The 21,893-nt window shown below is 53.4% G+C and carries 16 protein-coding genes and 2 pseudogenes; 17 read left to right on the top strand and 1 reads right to left on the bottom strand.

From position 1 onward, the window contains the following. Positions 1–271: 271 nt before the first annotated feature. The 8 genes and pseudogenes from PTZ19_RS23585 to PTZ19_RS23550 all read left to right on the top strand — a co-directional run. Entirely contained in the window at positions 272–631 is a 360-nt protein-coding gene (locus PTZ19_RS23585; RefSeq protein WP_041052549.1) for a plasmid mobilization protein, read from the top strand. Positions 632–645: 14 nt separating this feature from the next. After that, positions 646–2,070 carry a relaxase/mobilization nuclease domain-containing protein gene (locus PTZ19_RS23580; protein ID WP_276358076.1) on the top strand — a complete coding sequence of 475 codons (1,425 nt, stop codon included), beginning with the start codon at positions 646–648 and terminating at the stop codon, positions 2,068–2,070. Beyond that, entirely contained in the window at positions 1,979–2,875 is an 897-nt protein-coding gene (locus PTZ19_RS23575) for a PcfB family protein (protein WP_276358075.1), read from the top strand. The genes PTZ19_RS23580 and PTZ19_RS23575 overlap by 92 nt, the downstream gene beginning before the upstream one ends. Next, positions 2,872–3,777 carry a hypothetical protein gene (locus PTZ19_RS23570; RefSeq protein ID WP_041052547.1) on the top strand — a complete coding sequence of 302 codons (906 nt, stop codon included), beginning with the start codon at positions 2,872–2,874 and terminating at the stop codon, positions 3,775–3,777. The genes PTZ19_RS23575 and PTZ19_RS23570 overlap by 4 nt, the downstream gene beginning before the upstream one ends. Positions 3,778–3,824: 47 nt before the next feature. Then, the gene (locus PTZ19_RS23565) at positions 3,825–4,016 is read left to right on the top strand and encodes a hypothetical protein (RefSeq protein WP_041052546.1); all 192 of its coding nucleotides are present in this window, start codon (positions 3,825–3,827) and stop codon (positions 4,014–4,016) included. A 100-nt stretch (positions 4,017–4,116) separates the two neighbouring features. Then, entirely contained in the window at positions 4,117–5,772 is a 1,656-nt protein-coding gene (locus PTZ19_RS23560; protein ID WP_276358074.1) for a VirD4-like conjugal transfer protein, CD1115 family, read from the top strand. Positions 5,773–5,777: 5 nt separating this feature from the next. Next, positions 5,778–6,077, top strand: coding sequence for a glutamyl-tRNA amidotransferase (locus PTZ19_RS23555; RefSeq protein WP_079913937.1), 300 nt, complete (start codon positions 5,778–5,780; stop codon positions 6,075–6,077). Between the two features lie 163 nt (positions 6,078–6,240). Then, a pseudogene (locus tag PTZ19_RS23550) lies at positions 6,241–6,984 on the top strand (VirB6/TrbL-like conjugal transfer protein, CD1112 family); the annotation flags it as partial. A gap of 33 nt (positions 6,985–7,017) precedes the next feature. Here PTZ19_RS23550 and PTZ19_RS23545 read toward each other — a convergent pair. Beyond that, positions 7,018–7,356, bottom strand: coding sequence for a helix-turn-helix domain-containing protein (locus PTZ19_RS23545; RefSeq protein ID WP_274364816.1), 339 nt, complete (start codon positions 7,354–7,356; stop codon positions 7,018–7,020). Between the two features lie 165 nt (positions 7,357–7,521). Here PTZ19_RS23545 and PTZ19_RS23540 point away from each other — a divergent pair, with 165 nt between their 5' ends. The 9 genes and pseudogenes from PTZ19_RS23540 to PTZ19_RS23500 all read left to right on the top strand — a co-directional run. Next, positions 7,522–7,707, top strand: a complete 186-nt coding sequence (locus PTZ19_RS23540) for an aspartyl-phosphate phosphatase Spo0E family protein (protein WP_274364817.1) — start codon at positions 7,522–7,524, stop codon at positions 7,705–7,707. Positions 7,708–7,733: 26 nt separating this feature from the next. After that, the gene (locus tag PTZ19_RS23535) at positions 7,734–8,090 is read left to right on the top strand and encodes a hypothetical protein (protein WP_274364818.1); all 357 of its coding nucleotides are present in this window, start codon (positions 7,734–7,736) and stop codon (positions 8,088–8,090) included. A gap of 34 nt (positions 8,091–8,124) precedes the next feature. Further along, positions 8,125–8,490, top strand: a complete 366-nt coding sequence (locus tag PTZ19_RS23530; RefSeq protein ID WP_274364819.1) for a PrgI family protein — start codon at positions 8,125–8,127, stop codon at positions 8,488–8,490. Next, positions 8,483–10,807 carry a VirB4-like conjugal transfer ATPase, CD1110 family gene (locus tag PTZ19_RS23525; RefSeq protein WP_276358071.1) on the top strand — a complete coding sequence of 775 codons (2,325 nt, stop codon included), beginning with the start codon at positions 8,483–8,485 and terminating at the stop codon, positions 10,805–10,807. Before PTZ19_RS23530 ends, PTZ19_RS23525 begins: the two co-directional genes overlap by 8 nt. A 158-nt stretch (positions 10,808–10,965) precedes the next feature. Further along, positions 10,966–12,093 carry a response regulator gene (locus PTZ19_RS23520; protein ID WP_276358070.1) on the top strand — a complete coding sequence of 376 codons (1,128 nt, stop codon included), beginning with the start codon at positions 10,966–10,968 and terminating at the stop codon, positions 12,091–12,093. Positions 12,094–12,100: 7 nt separating this feature from the next. Continuing rightward, positions 12,101–15,160 carry a hybrid sensor histidine kinase/response regulator gene (locus PTZ19_RS23515; protein WP_276358069.1) on the top strand — a complete coding sequence of 1,020 codons (3,060 nt, stop codon included), beginning with the start codon at positions 12,101–12,103 and terminating at the stop codon, positions 15,158–15,160. 278 nt (positions 15,161–15,438) lie between these two features. Beyond that, the gene (locus PTZ19_RS23510; RefSeq protein WP_276358068.1) at positions 15,439–19,383 is read left to right on the top strand and encodes an S-layer homology domain-containing protein; all 3,945 of its coding nucleotides are present in this window, start codon (positions 15,439–15,441) and stop codon (positions 19,381–19,383) included. A 473-nt stretch (positions 19,384–19,856) separates the two neighbouring features. Next, positions 19,857–20,921 (top strand): annotated as a pseudogene (locus tag PTZ19_RS23505) (sialidase family protein); the annotation flags it as partial. Next, a partial coding sequence (locus PTZ19_RS23500) for a CBM96 family carbohydrate-binding protein (RefSeq protein WP_276358067.1) occupies positions 20,918–21,893 on the top strand: 976 nt, incomplete at its 3' end. The pseudogene PTZ19_RS23505 and the gene PTZ19_RS23500, both read left to right, overlap by 4 nt.

Genomic DNA, 21,893 nt, shown 5'->3' with positions numbered 1-21,893 from the left:
TTGCGGAAGACGCCCGAGCGGATCGGCGTCTTTTTTGTGTTTTTGGGGTCCTCCCTTTTTCCCGGCAGGTGCTTTTGAAGGCAACACGAGACGACTGTCTCGTGTTGCAGCAAGCACTGAATTTGGATATCCAAATTCGCTTGTTAGGGGCCTGCGCCCCTAAGACCCCTCATCGCGATGTTAACGATTCGATAAGCGGATGGTTTTCAGATCGCATGTTTATTGCGGCGTAAACTTCTTAGAATAGTTGATTTTGAAAGGGGGTTGTTCGTTGAGAAAACGTTCGATCTCATTTCTGCTTCGTTTAAGTGAAAGCGAACATGTTCGTCTAATGAATGAAGTGAAACAAACAGGTCTTTCTCGGGAAGCGTACATCCGGGCGCTCATCAATGGGTATATACCGAAGCCGCTGCCGCCGCCTGATTATTACGCGATGATGCGCGAGCTTCACGCCATTGGCAACAATCTCAACCAACTGGCGGCGAAGGCGCATGCGACAGGTTATCTGGATCGGGCTTCTTTTCAGCAGGAGGCAGATCAGTTGCGCCGCGCCGTCCAACAGATTCAACAGGCCGTGACTGCCCCGGAAAGAAGAACAGAGCAAGCGATTCCACGTGCGCATCCGATGTAAAGGGGGCGTCACATATGGCGACGACGGCGATATGGGATGTCACCGACCGCTTGAAGCGCGTGATTGATTACGCCGCCAATCCTGACAAAACAGCGCAAGATCGCGACGAGAAAAATGAAGGTTTGCAACAGGCGATGGATTATGCAGTATCGGATCTCAAGACGGAGAGGCAGCTTTATGTGAGCGGAATCAATTGCGATCCGCTCACCGCTTACGAGCAAATGCAGCGCACCAAGCGTCAATTTCAAAAGATGGATGGCATCGTCGCGTTTCATGGCTACCAAGCGTTTGCACCAGGTGAAACGACGCCGGAAACGGCGCACGCCATTGGCGTCAAGTTGGCGCAGGAGCTATGGGGCGATCGATTTGAAGTCGTCGTATCGACCCATCTGGACAAGGAACATTTGCACAATCACTTTGTGCTAAACTCCGTCTCCTTTATGGACGGCAAACGGTATTACGACAACAAAGCCTCCTACGCCCTCCTAAGGAGAACATCCGACCGGTTATGCCGTGAACATGCATTGTCAGTGATCGAGCAACCCGAGCCGGGCAAGGCCAAGCACTACGGAGAATGGAAAGCAGATCGGGAAGGCAAGCCGACTTGGAGGGGGACGATTCGGAGCGATGTGGATCAGGCGATTGCGGCATCCATGACGTGGACCCAGTTTATCGCCTCTTTGCAAAAGCAGGGCTATGACGTGAAAACGACCGTGAAGCATATGGCGGTTCGTCCACCGGGTAAGGAACGTTTCGTTCGTTTGCGCAGCTTGGGAGACGACTATACGGAAGAGGCTCTGAAACAGCGGATTTTACGAAATCGCATTCCCCGTAAAACACAGCCTCTGCCAATGCCGCAACGCAGGCGCGCCGTTTGCAAAGGAACGCTTCGATCCGGCAGGAAGTTCAGCGGCTTACAAGCATTGTACCTGCGCTATTTATATGAGATGGGCATATGGCCCCGTTTTCGCGCGTCCGTGAGAAGGACGCCTTTTTTATTACGGGAAGACTTGCGACACTTGGCGGTTATTACCGCTCAGACCAAACTACTCTGCCAGCGCCGTATCTCCAGCAAAGAGCAGCTTTTGGACTATGTATCCATTGCCCAACAGGAGATGCGCCTGCTTTCCAGCGAGCGCAAAGCGCTGTACAACCGTCTTCGCCGCTGCAAGGAGGAAGGCCGGATCGACGCTTGCAAAGAGCAGATAGCCGTATTATCCAAGCGGCTTGCCGCGCTTCGAAAGGAGGTGAAGCTGTGTGCGGGCATCCTGGCCCGATCCGGGGAAATGATGACTAAACTACATGGTGACAGGAAAAATCAACCATTACGAAGGGAGGATTCCATCCATGAGCAGTGGAGCCGAGGCGGCCGATCAGGTCGTCAACATGAGTCTGAGGGGCATCGAGGTTATGGCCAAGATTTCCGGCGAAGGCGCTAAGCATCTGGCCGTCTATTTGTTTGCCGCCCTGCAGGGGCAGAAACGGACAAAGGGCAGCATTCGTCTGGAAAGCTTGCTCCGCAGCGGCAAGGAATTGAAAGTATTTGCCGTCAAAAACGAAGACTTGCCTACCTTCTGCAAGGAGGCCAAACGATACGGCGTTTTGTACTGTGCCCTGCGGGACAAAAAGAATGTCGATGGCTTGTGCGATGTGATGGTGCGTGCCGAGGACGCTTCCAAAATCAACCGCATCGTCGAGCGGTTCAAGCTGGCGACCGTGGATACGGCCAGCATCAAGAGTGAAATTGAGAAATCCCGCGCCGGGAAACAGCAGGACCATCCAGCGTCCGGGGAGCGTCAACAACAAGCATCGAACCAAACCCGGCAGAGGAAGGAGGTACAAGGAGCGGAAGTCAAGGGAACGCCAGGAGCGAAGAGCACCGACGATTTTTTGGCCGAACTGATGCAGAGGCCCGAATCGACGCAGCCAACTTCCCCGGCGAACGGCAACCCAAACCCCACGATGGCGACGACGGAGCCGCCCCATCCGTCCGAGCCTACCTTCGGGCGCAGCGAAGCATCCGCAAGGGGTATGATTGAACTGAAAGCCGATAAAGTGCAGCGGCGGCCATCGATCCGCGAACTGTTGCGCGAGATCCGGGAAGAAAATCGGAAGGCGGAGAAAGAACGGCGTCAGATGGTCAAGGAATCGTCGCTGCCCAAGCGAAGCGAGCCACATAATGGAAAAGCGAAGACGGGCAAAACCAAATCCAACGGAACCCGAAAGCGAGGGAAAGCCAAATGAACAATCTGGACGATTTATTCCGGCAGGAAGCAACGGGCCATTCTTCCACGAATTCGTCCGAGCAACCTTTTGACAAGGAAGCGTGGGTACAGAAAAAGCAGGAACTCAGGCAATGGGCCTATGAGACGATTGATGCAGCCACGATTTCCATCTCGCGCAGCGGCGATGAATTTCAGCGGTATCTGGATGTGCAAAGCCGTTTCGACCGCTACAGCGTATCCAATGCGCTTCTGATTCTCACGCAGCGGCCGGAGGCGACCCGCATCGCCGATTTCGATTCGTGGAAGGAACAAGGCGTCTTTATTCGCCGCAAGGAAACCGGCTTTTATATTTTGGAGCCGGGCGAGGAGTACCGGAGGGAAGACGGCAGCACCGGCATCAGCTATAACCTCAAAAAGATGTTCGACATCGCACAAACGACGGCCAATCCAAAACGGGAGCAACCGACCTATCCGGACGACCGAGTGCGCATCAAAGCGCTGATGGATCGCGCTCCTGTTCCGATCGTTATTGGCGATGCGATGCCGCCGGAAACGCATGCGTTCTATCAGCCGGACATGCGCAATATTGTCATCCGCCGCGGCTTGGATGCCGGGGACATTTTCCGGTCGCTCGCGCAGGAGCTGGCGCATGCGGATCTGGATCGCGGCGATGGCCGTTACAGCCGTTCCTATTTTACGTTCCATGCATATTGCGCCTCTTACATGCTGTGCAAACAGTTCGGCGTGGACACGTCTTCCTTTCGTTTCCATCGTGTGCAGGAGAAGCTGAAGGACATCGAGCCGCAGCAAATTCGCGCCGAACTGGCGGTGATGAAGGATACCGCACATGACATGGCCCGCAGGATGAACCGGATGCTGGCGCAGCAGCGGCAGCATCATCGGACAGAACCAGCAAGATAGGAGCGCTGCGCGGGACATGCTCAATTTTTGTTCAGGAGGGAGCGCCTGTGAAGGAAGAAGAACGGATTCTCTGTTTGGATCATTACGAGCATGGCATCGTGGTGCATGCACTGAATGCGCTGCGAAACGATTTGATCGGCGAGAAGCGCCCCACCGACGCCGTCGATGAACTGTTGCTCAAAACGATTGATGCCCCTTATCAAAAACATAAGCGACGGAGCCATCATGAGGCGCGTTGAAACCGCAAGGAGTCATTTGATACTCTTTGCGGTTTTTTTGATTCCCGTCGTTTGGGCGGCATTGCTCACCGCCCCTGCACTTTCCGGGGGGCTGCCAGCGATGGTGGAGCATCTCAGCGCGGCGATCAACCACCCGTTCGACATTCAGTGGGTGGAAGATACGCCCCGCTGTCTGCTCTCTTTTACGCTGGCCTATGGACTCGGTGTCGGCGTTTATCTGGCCTCCCCGCGAAACTACCGGCGCAGGGAGGAACACGGCAGCGCCCGTTGGGGCCGGGCGAAAAGCATATGCGCCAAATATCGAAGCAAGCAGCTGGAGCAAAACAAAATTTTAACCAAGCAGGTTTGCATCGGACTCGACGGCCGCAAGCATCGCCGGAATGTGAATGTGCTTGTCGTAGGCGGTTCCGGCTCCGGGAAAACGCGGTTTTACGCCAAACCGAACGTCATGCAAGCGAACACGTCGTTCGTCGTTCTCGACCCGAAAGGCGAAATCTTGCGCGATACCGGCCATCTGCTCAAAGCCAAAGGGTATGACATCAAGGTGCTCGACCTGATCAATCCGCATCGTTCCCATGGCTACAACCCTTTCGCCTATTTGCACGACGACAAGGACGTGCTGAAACTGGTCACCAACCTGATTCGCAATACGACGCCGAAGGGCAGCAACACGAACGACCCGTTCTGGGAACGATCCGAAACGGCGCTATTGGAGGCGCTCGTTTTGTATTTGCTCTATGAAGCGCCGCCGGAGGAACAGAATTTCCCGATGGTGATGGAAATGATCGCCGCCGCCGAAGTGCGGGAAGAAGACGAAACCTACCAGAGTCCGCTGGACGAGTTGTTTGAACGGCTGGCGATGCGCGACCCGGAGCATTTGGCGGTCAAACAGTACAACATCTTCAAACTGGCGGCGGGGAAAACAGCCAAATCGATATTGATCGGCCTAGGCGTTCGGCTGGAGAAGTTCAACTTGCATTCAATCGCCGGAATGAGCTTGGTCGATGAAATGGAATTGGCTGTCATGGGAGAAAAGAAAGCGGCCCTGTTTGCCGTCATTCCCGACAACGACAGCAGTTTCAACTTCATCGTCGGGATGCTTTACACCCAGCTTTTCCAATGCCTGATGTACGAGGCCGACTATCGGCACGGCGGACGCTTGCCGGTGCACGTGCATTTCGTGATGGACGAATTTGCCAACGTCGCCTTGCCCGATGAATTCGACAAGCTGCTCTCCACCATACGCAGCCGCGAGATTTCGGTTTCCATCATCCTGCAAAATTTGGCGCAGCTCAAAGCGCTGTATAAGGAGACGTGGGAATCAATCGTGGGGAACTGCGACGTGTTTTTGTACCTGGGCGGCAATGAACAATCCACTCACAAATACGTCTCGGAACTGCTGGGCAAGGAAACGATCGACACGAACACATACGGTCAAAGCAAGGGCCGCAGCGGCAGTTATTCGATCAACTATCAGTTGTCCGGCCGCGACTTGCTGACGCCCGATGAGGTGCGGCTTCTCGATAACCGTCATGCCTTGCTCTTTATTCGCGGCGAGCGTCCTGTTCAGGACGACAAGTACGATTTGCTCAGGCATCCCCATGTCGAGCTCACGACGGATGGCAGCGGTCTCCCCTACCAGCATGGCGGCACGGAACACGCTTTGGATTGGCGAAAGGTGTTGCTTCATGAAAACGGAGAGTACGAGCTTCTGTCAGAAGAAGACATGGAGTCGCTATTTTTACGAAGGGAATGATGAAGTTGAAAATCAAAGGGAAACGGCTGCTGGCGCTTTACATCATGCTTGTCTTAACGGGAACCGTATTCGTCTCTACCGCTTATGCCGAGGGCGATCCGATGACGACCGTCAATAACTTGTCCACCTTCATATTCGGATTAATACGGGCCATCGGTATGATCATACTCGGCTTCGGCATTGTGCAGATCGGATTGTCGCTCAAGTCTCACGACCCTTCCCAGCGAGCGAACGGGTTCCTGACGCTTGCCGGCGGGATTATCATTACCTTTACGAAGGAAATTCTTACCCTGATTGCCGGTTAAACGGGAGTCGCAAATGAGGGGAACGGGCGATTTGTCCGTTCCCCGTCTACAGAAAAGGGGTGAGAATATGGCCAAAAACAGTTGGATTATTGACTACCTCGAACATGCGCTCGATACATGGAACGAGAAAATGAATGAAATCTGACAGCTTGTTACCGAGTCGCCGGCCGACTTCAAGGGTGGCGGCGTGTGGCGCGTCATTACCGACATTCACGGCGCGTTGCAGGCGACGGGACTGGCGCTTCTAGTCTTGTTTTTTATGATCGGCGTGGTGAAGACGACCGGCAGTTTTGCCGAAGTGAAAAAGCCGGAGATGGCCGTCAAGCTGTTTATCCGCTTTGTCCTGGCCAAAGCAGTCGTTACCTACGGACTGGAGCTCATGATGGCGCTGTTTACCATTGTTCAGGGAATCATTTCCACGATGATGGGACGTTCCGGGTTCGGAAGGACGGAGGCTATGACTTTGCCGAACACCATTGCAAACGCGATTGAAGACGTCGGTTTTTGGCAAAGCATTCCGCTGTGGGTCGTCACCCTTCTGGGCAGTCTGTTCATCACGGTGCTGTCTTTTGTGATGATCCTCTCGGTGTACGGACGTTTTTTTCGTATCTACTTATATACGGCCATCGCTCCCGTTCCGTTGTCCGCCTTTGCCGGGGAACCGAGCCAAAATATCGGCAAATCGTTTCTCAAAGGGTATGCGGCCGCTTGTCTGGAGGGCGCGATAATCGTACTCGCCTGCATTATCTACTCCGCCTTTGCCTCCGCTCCCCCGGCGGTTGATGAAGGCGCTGGCGCGGTTACGATGGTGTGGACGTACATTGGCGAGTTGATTTTCAACATGCTGGTGCTTGTGGGGACGGTCAAAATGGCGGACCGGGTGGTGAGGGAGATGATGGGGCTGTGAAACGCGCTTCCGTTGCTGAGATTGAGTCTTGCATTAACGAATTGCGGTAAGAAACAGCTTTAAAAGAGCCAATGCGTCCTTGCGTTGTTTCTCCGTACAATGACGAAGGGCGGCTACAATCAATTCCGTTTCATCGCTCGGCGTAACCTTTGCTTCATGCTCTAAGAGCAGTTCGTTAGGAGAAAGTTTGAGCAAATTGCAGATGTTGAGCATGGTTTCAATGGACATACCGGCTTTACCTCGTTCAATGTCGGCACAGAATCTCGGGACTCGTCCAATCCGTTCAGCCAATTGCTCACGAGAAATTTCCAAAGCCTCTCGTTGCTTCCGAATGCGTTGCCCCACCTTCTTTTTATCGTAAACACCTATCATTTTATCACCTATATCCATTGGGTTAGGAATTTATAACTTCCATTATGGAGGAGTATACAATTGACATAAATGAGGTTTGAAATTACGATCAAAGTAGTTTTTTAACATACACCATAGATTTTTCATAAATAGCTGCCCTCACACGGAAGAACGGGAGGATGAAGGATGGATGATTTGTTAAGAAAACTGGAGGAGGAGCGACGAAAGCTGAATACGCTTGGGGATAAGTTAATGGAACAATCGATTTCTTTATCCTGCAGCCAAGCGCTTCAGGAACAGAGTCGAAAGGTAGATGAGTTAGTAGCCCGTTATTATGACCTGAAGGTCCAGCGAAAGCAGCGGGTACGGTAAAAGGGGCACCTGGGAGGAAGAAGGCGATGGAATTTCCAGCGTGGTTTCGGCAAGCTATTCAAAGCCGATTGGATGATATTTCTGCTCGAATTGAATATCATCCTGATCTGAGTCGTCCTCGTGCTGAAGAAAGCAAGGCATTTCAAGTTTTGTTCGCTGGTATGGACATTGGGCGCATGCCGGAGTATGCGGAATGGGAGGACAAGCACCATTTTAGGCAGGCGATCATGAATGAATGGATATATTTGCAAGGCATGCGGGACGGCGCTCAGCTTGTATTTGCGCTTTTGGCCGCTCCCTTTCCATCCGGCGATGAGGTGTTGGCAAGATCGAAAAAGACAGAGCCAACAACGGTTCAACCGGAGGATGGGGCCGAGTTGTAGACCATAACGAGCATTGTTAATGGGAGGACTTTAAATGGAAGTGAAAATCAACCGGGAAATCCGGGATTATACGGAAAGCTTATACTTTGGACTGTCCTTGCGGCAGTTCTTTTTTTCTGTGCTGGCTGTCGGCGTGGCGATCGGCCTTTATTTTGGACTGCGCGGCCGCTTTGGCTTGGAAACGCTCAGTTGGATGTGCATTTTGGGGGCCGCGCCCTGCGCAGCCTTGGGTTTCATCAACTATCACGGTATGACGGCCGAGCAGTTGCTTTGGGCGTATGTGAAATCGGAATTTCTGCTGCCAAGGCGCTTCGTCTTCTATTCGACCAACATCTACGTTGAAGCGATGAAAAAGAGCATGCAGCATCATGAGCAGGAAAGGATGATGCGCCGTGATTAAAACGCTCAGACGCATCATCAAGCAGGACAAGGAACGATTTGTCATCCCGAAAGGCGTTCAGCAAGTTATCCCGATTCGCGCCCTCTGGCCGGACGGGATTTTTTTTGTCGGCAACAAATTTTCCAAATCGTATCGATTCGAGGATATCAACTACGCCGTCGCGTCCAGGGAAGACAAGGAAGCGATGTTTTTGTCTTATTCCGAGCTGCTCAATTCCTTTGACAACGGAGCGACCACGAAAATTACAATCCATAACCGGCGTTTGAATCGGGCCGATTTTGAAAGCTCGATTCTGATTCCGCTTCGGCAAGACCATCTTGATGTGTACCGGCAAGAGTATAACGAGATGTTGCTCGCAAAGGCCATTGGCGCAAACGGCACGATTCAGGAAAAGTACGTTACCATTTCTGTCGTCAAGAAAAATGTGGAGGAAGCCCGTCAATACTTTGCGCGGGTCGGGACCGAATTGATGTCGCATTTTTCCCGTCTCGGTTCCAAATGTATCGAACTGGATGCAACTGACCGTATGCGCATTTTCCATGATTTCTTTCGGATTGGCGAGGAAGCGGATTTTCGTTTCCATCTGTCCGAAACGATGCGCAAGGGCCATGATTTCAAGGACTACATTTGCCCGGATACGTTCGAGTTTGAAAAAGATCATTTTCGGATGGGCAACTTTTTTGGCCGCGTCATCTTTCTGCGGGAATACGCCAGCTATATTAAGGACAGCATGGTGTCCGAGCTTTGCGACCTGAACCGGAATTTGCTGCTGTCGCTGGATATCATCCCGATTCCGACCGACGAGGCCGTTCGTGAGGTGGAGAGCCGTTTGCTCGGCGTGGAGACGAACATCACCAACTGGCAGCGGCGACAAAACCGGAACAACAATTTTTCCGCCGTGGTCCCTTACGATATGGAGCAGCAACGCAAAGAGAGCAAAGAATTTCTGAACGACTTGACCACCCGCGACCAGCGGATGATGTTCGGTCTTCTGACGATGGTCCATATCGCGGACAGCAAGGAGCAGCTCGACAGCGATACGGAGGCGCTGCTCACAACCGCCCGCAAGCATTTGTGCCAGTTTGCCACGCTTACCTATCAGCAAATGGACGGTCTGAATACGGTGCTGCCTTACGGCTTGCGGAAGGTTCACGCTTTGCGGACGTTAACGACGGAAAGCACGGCTGTCTTTATTCCGTTTCGGGCGCAGGAAATCATGCATCCGGGCGGCATTTACTACGGACAAAATGTGATCAGCAAAAACATGATTATTGCCAACCGCAAGCAATTGCTGAACGGAAACAGCTTTATCCTCGGCGTATCCGGTTCCGGCAAAAGCTTTACCGCGAAACGGGAAATCGTCAACCAGATGCTGGCCAGCGACGACGATATGATCCTGATCGACCCGGAACGGGAATACTCCGCACTGGTGAACGCATTGGGCGGCGAGACGATTCATATATCCGCCACTTCGCCGAACCATATTAATGCGATGGATATGAATCGTCAATATGGCGACGGAGCTAATCCAATCATTCTCAAATCGGAATTCGTCCTCTCGTTGTGCGAGCAGTTGATTGGCGGATACCAACTGGGAGCCAAGGAAAAGTCGCTCATTGACCGCTGCACCGCCAGCGTGTACAGGAAGTATTTGCAGAGCAACTATAAGGGGCAGCCGCCGACGTTGCAGGATTTCCGCGCGGAACTGCTCAAGCAAGCGGAGCCGGAGGCGCAGGACATTGCGCTGGCGATCGAGCTGTTTACTTCCGGCAGTCTGAACACGTTCGCCAAACCGACCAATGTCAATGTCCATAACCGGCTCATCTGCTACGACATTCTCGATTTGGGCAAACAACTCCTCCCGATCGGCATGCTGGTCGTCTTGGACAGCATCCTGAACCGAATTACGCAAAATCGGGCTAAAGGCAAAAATACATTTATCGTTATCGACGAAATTTATCTTCTGTTTCAGCATGAATACAGCGCCAACTTTCTGTTCACGCTTTGGAAGCGCGTCCGAAAATATGGCGCTTTTTGTACGGGAATTACGCAAAACGTGGATGATTTGCTGCAAAGCCATACGGCCCGCACCATGCTGGCGAACAGCGAATTTATCGTCATGCTGAATCAGGCCAGCACCGACCGGATGGAGCTTGCCGGGCTTCTCAATATTTCGGACCTGCAACTCTCCTATATCACCAATGTTGACGCCGGGAATGGATTGATTAAGGTAGGCAGCTCCCTTGTGCCGTTTACCGACAAGTTCCCGCGGCATACGAAGCTGTACAGCCTGATGACGACGAAGCCCGGGGAGTAATGAACGAAGTCGCATCCGACGAAAGGCAAGGAATTGGACCATTTTTGTCGAATATGTCCGTAATGTGGCCATGAATGGCGAAGATTGCAAATGAATGGACGATTTTTTTCTGTATGTAACAGGTGTCTTTCCATAGGCGTGCAAAGGAGGCAAGCCCAATGATTCGTGTGTTGCTCGTGGATGATGAAGAAGATGCGCTCAATCTGTTAGAGATTTTGCTTGGGCAAATCGGGGATGTCAAGGTCGTCGGAAGGTTTGTGAATCCGATTCGGGCGATCGAAGCTTTGAACACGACGCCTGTGGACGCCGTTTTCCTGGATAACCAGATGCCGGGCATGACGGGCATGGAGGCGGCGAGGAAAATGAGGGCAATCCAGCCCCAAATGCCGATTGTGTTCACAACGGCGTACGCGGAGTATGCGGTGGAAGCGTTTGAAATTCAATCGACCGACTATCTGCTGAAGCCGATTACGATGAGCAGGCTGCAACATGCGGTATCGCGCATCAAGCAAACCGTATCCGCGATTCGGGCCCGCCCGGACGCCAGCGTCCGTCCTTTGATCCGATGCATGGGGGGCTTTTCCATTGGGCTTCCTCATGCCGATAATCGGCTGCTCCCCTGGAAAACGAACAAGGAAAAAGAGGTCTGCGCTTTTTTGATCCATCACGAAGGGACGCCCGCGGATACCGCGCTCATCATTGAGTCGATTTGGCCGGGGTACGATGTGAAAAAGGCGAAAACGTATTTGTATACCTGCCTGTCCTACTTGCGGAGAAGCTTGCAGGAGCATGACGTGCCCATAAGCGTAGACAAATCCGGAAACGGGTTCGCGATCCGGCTGGACGGGGCGGCTGCCGATGTGGCGACATTCGAGGGGATGCTGGACGACATTTTGTCGGCGGAGGAACCGGATGAGCAGTTGTACGACAAGATCAACGGTTTGTACAAAGGCGAATATATGGAGGGCTGCGATTATAGCTGGGCTGCAGCAAGGCAGGAGGCAATCAAAGCGAAGTATATCCGTTCGCTGCGCTGCATGCACCGGCTTTTTCGCAAGCGGGGCCGCGCGGCGCTCGCTTCGGACAGTTTGCAGCGCGTGCTCGCGATTGCGCCGGATTCCGAGGCGGACGGACGTGAGCTCATCCGGCTGCATCTGGAAGCGGGAAACCGGAATGAGGCGCTGCGCGTCTATCGGCAGCTGGAGCAGGTCGTTCGCGATCAGCTCGGTGTCGCGCTGGAAGAGGAGACGGTAAGGTTGCATGGGCAAATGGGATGGTCTGGATGAGCGGACGATGAGAAAAAAAATTGCAGCGGCGATGGTCACGCTGGCCATATTGGCCGCAACATACGGCCTGTTTCTCGTTTATTTCTCGCTGGGCGGGAAGCAGACGCCAAGAGCGGAAAACGGATTTCTCGATTTGACCGCGTGGCGGTTCGCGGACGATGGCGTCGTTCCATTGGACGGCGAATGGGAGTTTTACCCGGACAAGCTCCTCTCTCATGAAGATTTCGCATCCTCCTTCGCGCATGCAAGCGGCCTTTCACCGGAGCGAATCGAAGTGCCGGGATCGTGGTCGAATCGAATGAAGACGCTCGGCATGGCGACGTACCGTCTGCGGATCAAAGTCGGCGATTCTGCGTCCGTTTACGGACTGAAAACATCGTCGATCCAAATGTCCAACCGCATCATCGTCAATGGCCAGGTCGCGGGCCAAAGCGGGAATCCGGCGGAAAGGCGGAACTATGAAGCGGTGAACCGGCCTTATGCCGGCTATTTTACGTTAAAGCCCGGATGGAACGAAATCATCGTGCAGGCGGCCAACTACGAATTTCCCGCCAGCAGCGGCATCAACGAATCGATCTATTTGGGATATGCCGCGCAAATTTCCGGGCTGCGCGACAAGGCGCTCACGCACGACTGGATTACGTTTACAGTCTTTCTAATGATGGGATTGTATTTCGTCGGCTTGTATTCCCAACGGAAAAACGATTATTCCCTGATCGTATTCGGGCTGGTGTGCGTGTTTTTCGCCCTGTTCACCAGCACGCGCGGCGAAAGAGTGTTGTTCAGCCTGTTCGGCTCCGTTCCGTTCTGGCTTTATCTGCGCATTCAGATGGTTTCGGCGCTTGGCGCAGGCATGGGATTTCTCCTGTACGTGTATACGGCGTTCCGTCCGTTTTGCTCCCGATGGTTGATCCGGATCGGGGTGGCCGTCGGGACGGTTCTGGCGGTCTGGGCAATCGGCTTCATCCCCCGGTTCGCGACGGATCTGTTTCGGCAACTGGTCACGATCTACGCCACCTTCCCGCTGCTGTATGCGATTTATGTCTTCGTCCTGGCGGCATTTCTAAAAGTGGAGGGAAGCCTGTACCTGGCTGTCGCCGCGATCGCCCTGAACGTCTATGCGCTGGTGCAAAATCTGAACGTTTATTTCGCCGTACCGGTTGATTCGGTGCCGCCGTTCGAACCGTTCGTGTTCCTTCTGATGCTGGCTTTGCTCATGTCACTCCGGTTCTCCAACGCGTTCCGGAAAATTGAAGAGCTCACCGTTCAATTGCTGAAAGCGGACAAGCTGAAAGACGACTTTCTGGCAAGAACGTCGCACGAGTTCAAGTCGCCGCTGCATGGCGTCATGCATATCTCCAGGTCGATGCTTGACAACGCCAATCATCCGCCCTCGGCGGAGCAGCGGGAAAAACTTCAATTAATCACGAGCATCACCGGCAGGCTTTCGCAGCTGGTTTACGATATATTGGATTTTTCCAAATTGAAGCAAGGCGAATTGGCCGTTGACCCGACGCCGGTCGATGTCCGCCCGGCTGTCGAGATGCAGGTGCGCATCTATTCGTTTCTGTGCAAGGACCGCAACATCCGGCTCGAGAACCGCGTTCCCGAACATTTGCCCTATGCGCTTGCCGATGAAAGCCGGTTCGGTCAGATCGTCGGCAATCTGCTCGACAACGCGGTCAAGCATACGGAGAACGGGAGCATTGTCGTCACAGCGGCGGAGAATCGCGGCGTGATTGAAATCTCGGTTCAGGACACGGGCGAAGGCATCGAAGAGCAGAATATCCCGCACCTGTTCGAAGCGTTCCAATCATTTGACGAGACAATGGAACGCCGGGTCTTCGGGCTCGGGCTGTCCATTGTCAAACAGCTGGTCGAACTGCAGAACGGAAAAATATCGGTATCTTCGACGAAAGGCGTCGGCACGACGTTCACGTTCACCCTGCCGATCGCAGGCAGCGGCGGGAAACCGAAAACGGCTTCCCGGGCAAGCGGACATCCGGTCAAAGCGCCGGAGTACGCGCTCGCGACGCCTTATTATCTGAATCAAAAAGGGAAGCACACGGTTTTGATCGTGGATGACCAATTTTTGAATTTGAAAGTATTGATGGACGCGCTGGAGCCCCTTGGCTATAACGTCATCGCCGTCAAAAACGGTTATGAAGCGCTCGAACAAATCGGCAAACCGAATCGGATCGATCTTGTCGTTCTCGACCTGATGATGCCGGGCCTGTCGGGGTACGAAGTGTGCCAGGAGATCCGCAAAACCTATACACTGCCGGAGCTACCCGTGTTGATGGTGACGGCGGCGATCGGGGCGCAGGACAAGGTGGCGGCATTCGAGGCGGGAGCGAACGACTTCTTGCCAAAGCCGTTCGACCTGGCGGAACTGAAGGCGAGAATCGGCAGCTTGCTGGCGATGAAGGAATCGCTCGCCAAGGCGGTCGATCTGGAAGTGGCGTTTTTGCAATCGCAGATCAAGCCGCATTTTTTGTACAACGTCTTGAACAGTATTGTCGCTTCCAGTTATACGGATGCGGAACGTTCGCGAAAATTGACTGCGGATCTGGCCGATTATTTGCGCGGCAGCTTCCGGTTCAGCAATGCGGAGCATCGGATCACCTTTGAAGAAGAGTTCAGCCTGATCCGGACTTACGTCGAAATTGAAAAAGCGCGCTTCAAGGATCGCTTGCAATTCGAATATGACATTGCGGAAGGGATGTTCCGGGTGAGCCTCCCTCCCCTGCTGCTGCAACCGCTCGTCGAAAACGCGATTCGGCACGGGATCGGCAATCGGATCGAAGGCGGAACGGTCAAATTGACGGCTTATGAAGCGGAGGGCGAATACCGGTTTGTCATTGAAGATAACGGTGTCGGCATCGAGAGCACGGTAATGGGTGAGTTGTCGGCTTCCGGATCGGACAGGCGTCAGGGCGTCGGTCTGCTGAACATCAACAAACGGTTGAAATACGAATACGGCACGGGGCTGCAAATGGAAAGCGAGCCGGGCCGGGGAACGAAAGTAACGGTGCGGATTCCGGCGGTTTCCGACGGAGCGGCGTGAACGGAGGGGCTCGCCGCCCCTCTTGATGGTTGCGGATGATCCTGCTGGATCAGAGCATCTGTCTTTTACGGGGATAAAAGAGTAAGCGTCGCGATTGGATCGAGGATATTCGGACAGCGGCGCGGAACGAAAGAACCGTCCGGGACGATTCTCTCCCGGATGGTTCTTTCTTTATGTCGAATCTTTTTTAAGATTTTTTTAAGGTGTCTACTGCTAGAATGGATGATCATGATCCTTAACTTGACAATAGGGAGAGAGAAGCATTGAGGAGAAGAAGCGTGAACGCATGGTGTGCGAAAGGGCTGTTGATTCTTGCCCTGGTCTTCGCGATGGTAACCGGTCCGCTGGGAAGTCCTGCGGCTGCGGATACGCCGCCGTTTCCGGGATCCGGTTCGGGTACGGCGTCGGATCCGTACATCATCACGTCGTACGAAGGCCTGGACTGGATGCGCAATACCGTGAAAACCAATACGTTTTATAAGCTGGGGAACGATATCACGTTCGAGGACGATCAGGTCTGGCAGCCGGTAGGCAAGGATTTGAGCAGCTATTTTCAAGGTACGCTGGACGGCGACGGGCATACGATCCGCAATCTGACCATCGATAACAGTACCGATGCGAATATCGGCTTGTTCGGAATACTGTTTAACGGTACCGTTAAAAATCTGAAACTGGAAAATGTCAACGTAAAGGTTACGAATCCATCCCCTTCTAGTAATTTCGTAGGAGCTCTAGTCGGCTATGCCAGAGGCAGTACGAGGATAGAAAATGTTTCCGTAACTGGCCAGGTGATCGGAAACAATTCCTCATACGCGGGTTTGTTAGGCGGATACCTGGCGAACACCACGACTGTCTCTAATGTTTACCTGAACGGGACGGTTAAATCCAGCGGGATGTTTACGGGCGGTGTTGCGGGGGCATTAAGCGACCAACCGAATATCACAAACTCGGTCGTTCATGCATCGCTGGAGGTCACTTCGACGGCCCCGTATGCATACGTGGGTTTGGTCGCAGGGGAGACGTCCACTGGCGGAAAAATTACCAATGTGAGCGCGTCCGGCAGCTATTCGGGGAACACGGGCAGCGCCTCGAACTGGGCCGTTGGCGGTATGATCGGCAGGGCGAATACCGGGCTTGTGATTACCAACAGCTTTGTATCGGCGTCCGGATTCCCTTCTTATGCCGGAGGGATATGCAAACAAATATTCGGCGGTTCCAGCTTTACCGTCGACAACAGCTTTTGGGATACCGAGGTTTCCGGCATTTCGACTTCGTGCGGCGGAACGGGTAAAAGCACGACTGAGATGAAGCAAGCCACGACTTACTCCGCCTGGGTTACAACCGTATGGAAGATAAGCGACGGACAGTATCCGCAACTCATCCTGCTGCCCCAGATCGTCATCGACGCATCGGGCCTCTCGCCTGCCGGGAGCGGGACGGTGACGGTGAACGGGTATACGTTTGATGGAACTTTCGTCACGGAGTACAAATGGGCGTCCGGCGTCAAGGGACTCGAAGATTTTCGGACGGGCGGCGGCACGTCCTTTACAGACGCGTTCGACATTTCGGCCCCCGGCGCCTATACCGTATATGTGAAGAACGGGAACGGAGCCGATGCGGTCAAATCATTCACCGTCAAGTCGGCCGCGTTAAACAGTCTCTCAGCGAAAGACGTCGGCTCAACGCCCAACAAGGACCTTTCCCTTACTTATGACAGTACGAATTTCACCTACTCGGGCGTCGTATCCAGCAACGTGACTTCCGTCCGTTTCTATCCGGTCCCCGCGGACTCCGCCGCGACCATCGTCATGAAGGACGGAGACGGGAAAGATCTTTCGGGAAACGCCGGTTCGGGATTCTCCGACACGCTCTCCGGCAACGGCACCCAACGGTATACGATCGCGGTGACGAACGGGGGGTTGAGCCAGGAATACAAGCTCGAACTTCGCACCGCCTCTCCGCTGAACGTCACGCTGACGCCTTCGACGACGGGCGCGACGAAGAAAGTGACGGTCAACATCGAAGCATCCGGAGATGATAACAGCGCGGACGCGATCCGCTGGGCGCAGGGCATTCGAACGATTGAGGATTTCTCCAACGAGTCGTTCGGCCACGATCTGACCGGTAAGATCAACGCGGAGGATGACGTCAGCAAAGCGGATTTCGAAGTCGAGGAGAACGGCGTTTACACCGTGTACGTTCGGGACGCGTTCTCCACTCCGTCGGTAAGCACGATTCGCATTGAGAACATCGTCAAGGATGCGCCTTCGATCTCGTTTGGCGACCCCGTCCCGGATGAGCCGACTGCGGGCGAAGTGTCCGTTCCGGTAACGGTGTCCGTCTATGGTTTCGACAACGGATTGAAGGAAGCCCGGTGGAAGCCCGGCCAGTTGAACGCCGATTCGTTCGCCGGCGGGGCCGGCACGGATCTGATGTCCGGACTCACGGTGACGGGCGCTGTCTATCAGGGTCAACTGACGGTGTCCGAAAATGGCTGGTACACGGTTTACGTGAGCGACCTGGTCGGGAACGAGAGCGTGAACAGCGTGAACGTGACGAATATTTTCCCGGCGAGCTCCGATCTGGACGGGCTTGCGCTGTCGCATGGCGATCTGACGCCGGCATTCAGCCCCAGCGTGGTCGACTATACGGCGCAAGTCGAGAATAGCGTGTCTGCCATTGCCGTCACTCCGACGCCAGCGGAGAGCCACTCCACCGTCGCGGTGAATGGAACCCCCGTGTCAGGCGGCACTCCAATCGACATTCCACTGGTTGTCGGAGAGAATGTGATTACGATCGTGGTCACGGCGCTGGACGGTCAAACCAAGACCTACACGATCACCGTTACGCGTTCCGAACCGAGCGGATCTCCCGATCCTGAACCGAACGAACCTACCGATCCTGAACCGAACGAACCTTCTGATCCTGAACCGGGCCCAACATCCGGTCCTGCATCGGATCAGCCGGAGGACATTCGGGTGATCGTGGACGGCAAACCGCAGGAACAAATCGCCTCGGGCAAATCGTCCAAAGACAAAGAGGGACGCAGCGTGTTTACGGTAACGGTGGACGCGGCCAAGCTGTCGTCGCAGTTGGTACGGGAAGGGGACCAACCGAACGTCTTGATTCCCGTCGCTCAGGATTCGGACAAAATTACGGCGGTATTGACCGGAGACGCGGTGAAAGCGATGGAGAACAAGCGTGCGGTGCTGGAAGTCCGCACGCCGAACGGGAGCTACAAGCTTCCGGCTGTCGAAATGTTTATTGATCGGGTATCTTCCCAGCTTGGAAATTCGAAGGACCTCTCCCTGATCGAAGTGCATGTGGAGATCGCCAGGAGCGGAGAAGCCCAGACGGCACGGCTTGAGGCTGCCTCGGAGAACGGCCGATTTACTATCGCCGCTCCTCCGGTGGAATTCACGATAACCGTCAGCTATAACGGCAACACCGTAACGGTCGACAAGTTCAGTTCCTACGTGCAGCGGGAAATTCCGCTGCCGGACGGCACGGACCCCAGCAAGATCACGACAGGCGTCGTCGTCGAACCGGACGGAACCGTGCGGCACGTGCCGACCAAGGTCATCTTGATCGACGGCAAATATTACGCCAAAATCAACAGCTTGACGAACAGCACGTATGCCGTCGTATGGCATCCGCTCGAATTCGGCGATGTGTCGAACCATTGGGCGAAAGAGGCGGTCAACGACATGGGCTCCCGCATGATCATCGAGGGGATCGGAAACGGCTTGTTCCATCCCGACCGGGACATTACCCGCGCGGAGTTTGTGGCGATCATCGTCCGTGCATTGGGACTCAAGCTGGAGAGCGGAACGAGCGTCTTTTCGGACGTGAAAGAATCGGATTGGTACGGCAGTGCCATTAACACCGCTTATGCGTACCATTTGGCGGGCGGGTTTGAAGACGGCACCTTCCGGCCGAATGACAAGGTTACGCGCGAACAGGCGATGGTCATCCTCTCCAAAGCGATGGCGATCACCGGACTGAAAGCCAAACTGTCGGTTCACTCGGTAGACGCGGCCCTTCGTCCGTATACGGATGCGGCAGTCGTATCTGCTTGGGCGCAAAGCAGCATTGCCGACTGTTTGCAAGCCGGCATTGTATCGGGAAGAAGCGGTACTGCGCTTGCTCCGAAAGATTCCATCACCAGAGCCGAGGTTGCGGCAATGGTCGAGCGGCTGCTTCAAAAGTCCGGCCTGATTTAATAAGCGTTCCCCATGCGAAGGTTATCCTGTTCATGCAGCAAGAGGCATGACCGGGGTAACCTTTTCGTTTATGAACAGGAACAATTGACCGGGTTCTTATCGTATGAGTTATAAGTAGCTGGTATAAGATTGGATTCATTTACATAGCAAGATGCGTTTTAAGGTTTTTTTTAAGGTGCGATTTTATATGATTGTAGTAGAAATTGTCGAATCAGGAGGAAGTGAGTGGGATTGATGAGAGCAACACGATTGAAACAACTGTTATTTCGAATACTCGTTGTTGTTATCGTTGCCGGGACTATGCCCGGTCTTGGCAGTACCGTGGTAAGGGGCTCTCCGGCAGGCGAGGTCTATACAGTGACATATGACGGTAACGGGAATGACGGTGGGAGCGTCCCTGTCGATATCATGAGTTACGAACAAGGGGACTCGGACATCGTACACGACAACAGCAAGGGTTTGACGAAAACGGATTTATATTCGGCGGTTGGAATACCGCTGCGGATGGGAGCGGGACAGATTATATCGCAGGCGCAACGCTCCCAATGGGTACAGACAACGTAATTTTGTATGCCAAATGGATTAATCCGATAGCATCCTGGTCACTCCGGTCCCCGCTTACGAATGAACTGAACAATATTGCTTTCGGCAATGGCGTCTTTTCCGCGGTTGGAAACTCCGGAGTGATCGTCTCTTCAGGCGACGGGACCCTATGGACGAAACAAACGAGTGGAACCGCCAAACTTTTGTACGGCATCACAGGCGGAGAGGGCAAGTTTGTCGCCGTCGGGGCATCGGGAGCGGTGCTGACATCAGACGACAATGCGACTTGGATTAGCCAAACGAGCGGAACAAGCAAGAATCTGCACGATGTCATATTTGCAAACGGCATGTTTATGTCGGTCGGGGTAAGCGGGACAATCATTTCTTCGTCAAATGGGGATTCGTGGTCGTCGGTAACGTCTGGGTCAACGTATAATCGGACTGGAATTGCTTATGGCAACGTTTTATTTGTCAGTGTTGGATACTTAGATATTGTGACATCCACGAATGGGACGAATTGGACCACGTACGCAAGTCCTGCGTATTTGTATGGCATAGCTTATGGTAACGGTATGTTTGTAGCGGTAGGGACAAGCGGCGGAATTTATTCCTCCGCTAATGGAGCTATATGGAAGAAACAGACAAGCAATACGCAGAATACACTTAACGGCATCGCATATGGAAACGGATTTTTCGTTGCTGTTGGCAACAGCGGCACGATTCTCACATCAAGCAATGGCGCAGATTGGACCGCCCAGACAAGCTCTATAACTAATCACCTTTACGGTGTTACCTATGGCAATGACAAATTTGTAGCGGTTGGTATGTCTGGAGCGGTTGTTTATTCCGACGACGGCGTGGATTGGACAGTGACAGACACCGGAGAGAAATATACTCTGAGAGCAGTAGCTTATGGGATGGGCAAATATGTAGCCGTTGGACTTTCTTTTAATACAGCTGGTGTAATTTTTATTTCTGAGGAGGTTTTCGTATGAAAGCAACGGTTGTGCGGATCATGTTGTTTGCCATGATATATTCGTTATTCCAGCCGTTATACGGGGGAGACAAAACGTTTGCGGCTACTACGACCATATATGCAATGGCGGATCTTTATACGGACCAGACGGGCACATTTCCAAATGGAAACGCGGTAAAAGTAAACCTGGTCGGATATCAGAATGACTCCAGTGGGAATTACGGGGCATCTGCAATGCTCGCGAAATTTGATGTAAGTGAGGTTCCGCCCAATGTCATTTCTGCCAAATTATCTTTATACGTCCGACAAAGGCAAGCGGTTGTCGGGACTCCTTATCTCAATATTTATGGTTCTTATGATGATTCATGGACAGCACCTGCAGGTAATACGGCAACACCAACCGACATTCCTTCCAAGGATGTAACGATCGTTACGAATGACTCATCAGCTACAACCATAAACCAAAGGATTTCCTATGATGTTACCGATTTTATTCAATCACAAGTTGCTGGTGATGGCATCGCTACCTTTGTCCTGGACGGAGTTGACGAGGGTCCCTTTGGCACAAAGGTGCAATATGGGATAGGTGACACTGCCTTAAGTGGCGGAGCACCGTATCTGGAGATTGATGCGGATAACAACGTGCCAAATCAGCCGCCAACAGACATCTCGCTGTCCAGCGATACGATCATGGAAAACAGCAGCACAGGCACGACGATTGGCACGTTTACGGCAACCGATGCAGACTCGAGCCCGCCGTTTACCTATACGCTTGAACCGGGGGCGGACAGCGACAGCTTTAGCATTTTGGGAGACAAGCTGCAGTCCAGCGCCGTGTTCGATTACGAGGCGAAAAACAGCTATACCATTACGGTGAAAGTGAAAGATTCCAGCAACAATGAATTTACCAAATCCTTTACGATCTCGGTGACGGACGAGAATGAAGCGCCGCCGAACAGCACGATCAGCCCGACGACAGCTGATTTCGACA

The organism is Cohnella caldifontis (genome assembly GCF_029360585.1).
Classification (GTDB): Bacteria; Bacillota; Bacilli; order Paenibacillales; family Paenibacillaceae; genus Cohnella; species Cohnella caldifontis.
Note: the sequence above shows the minus strand (reverse complement) of the source record. Positions and strands in the feature narration are given on the sequence as shown.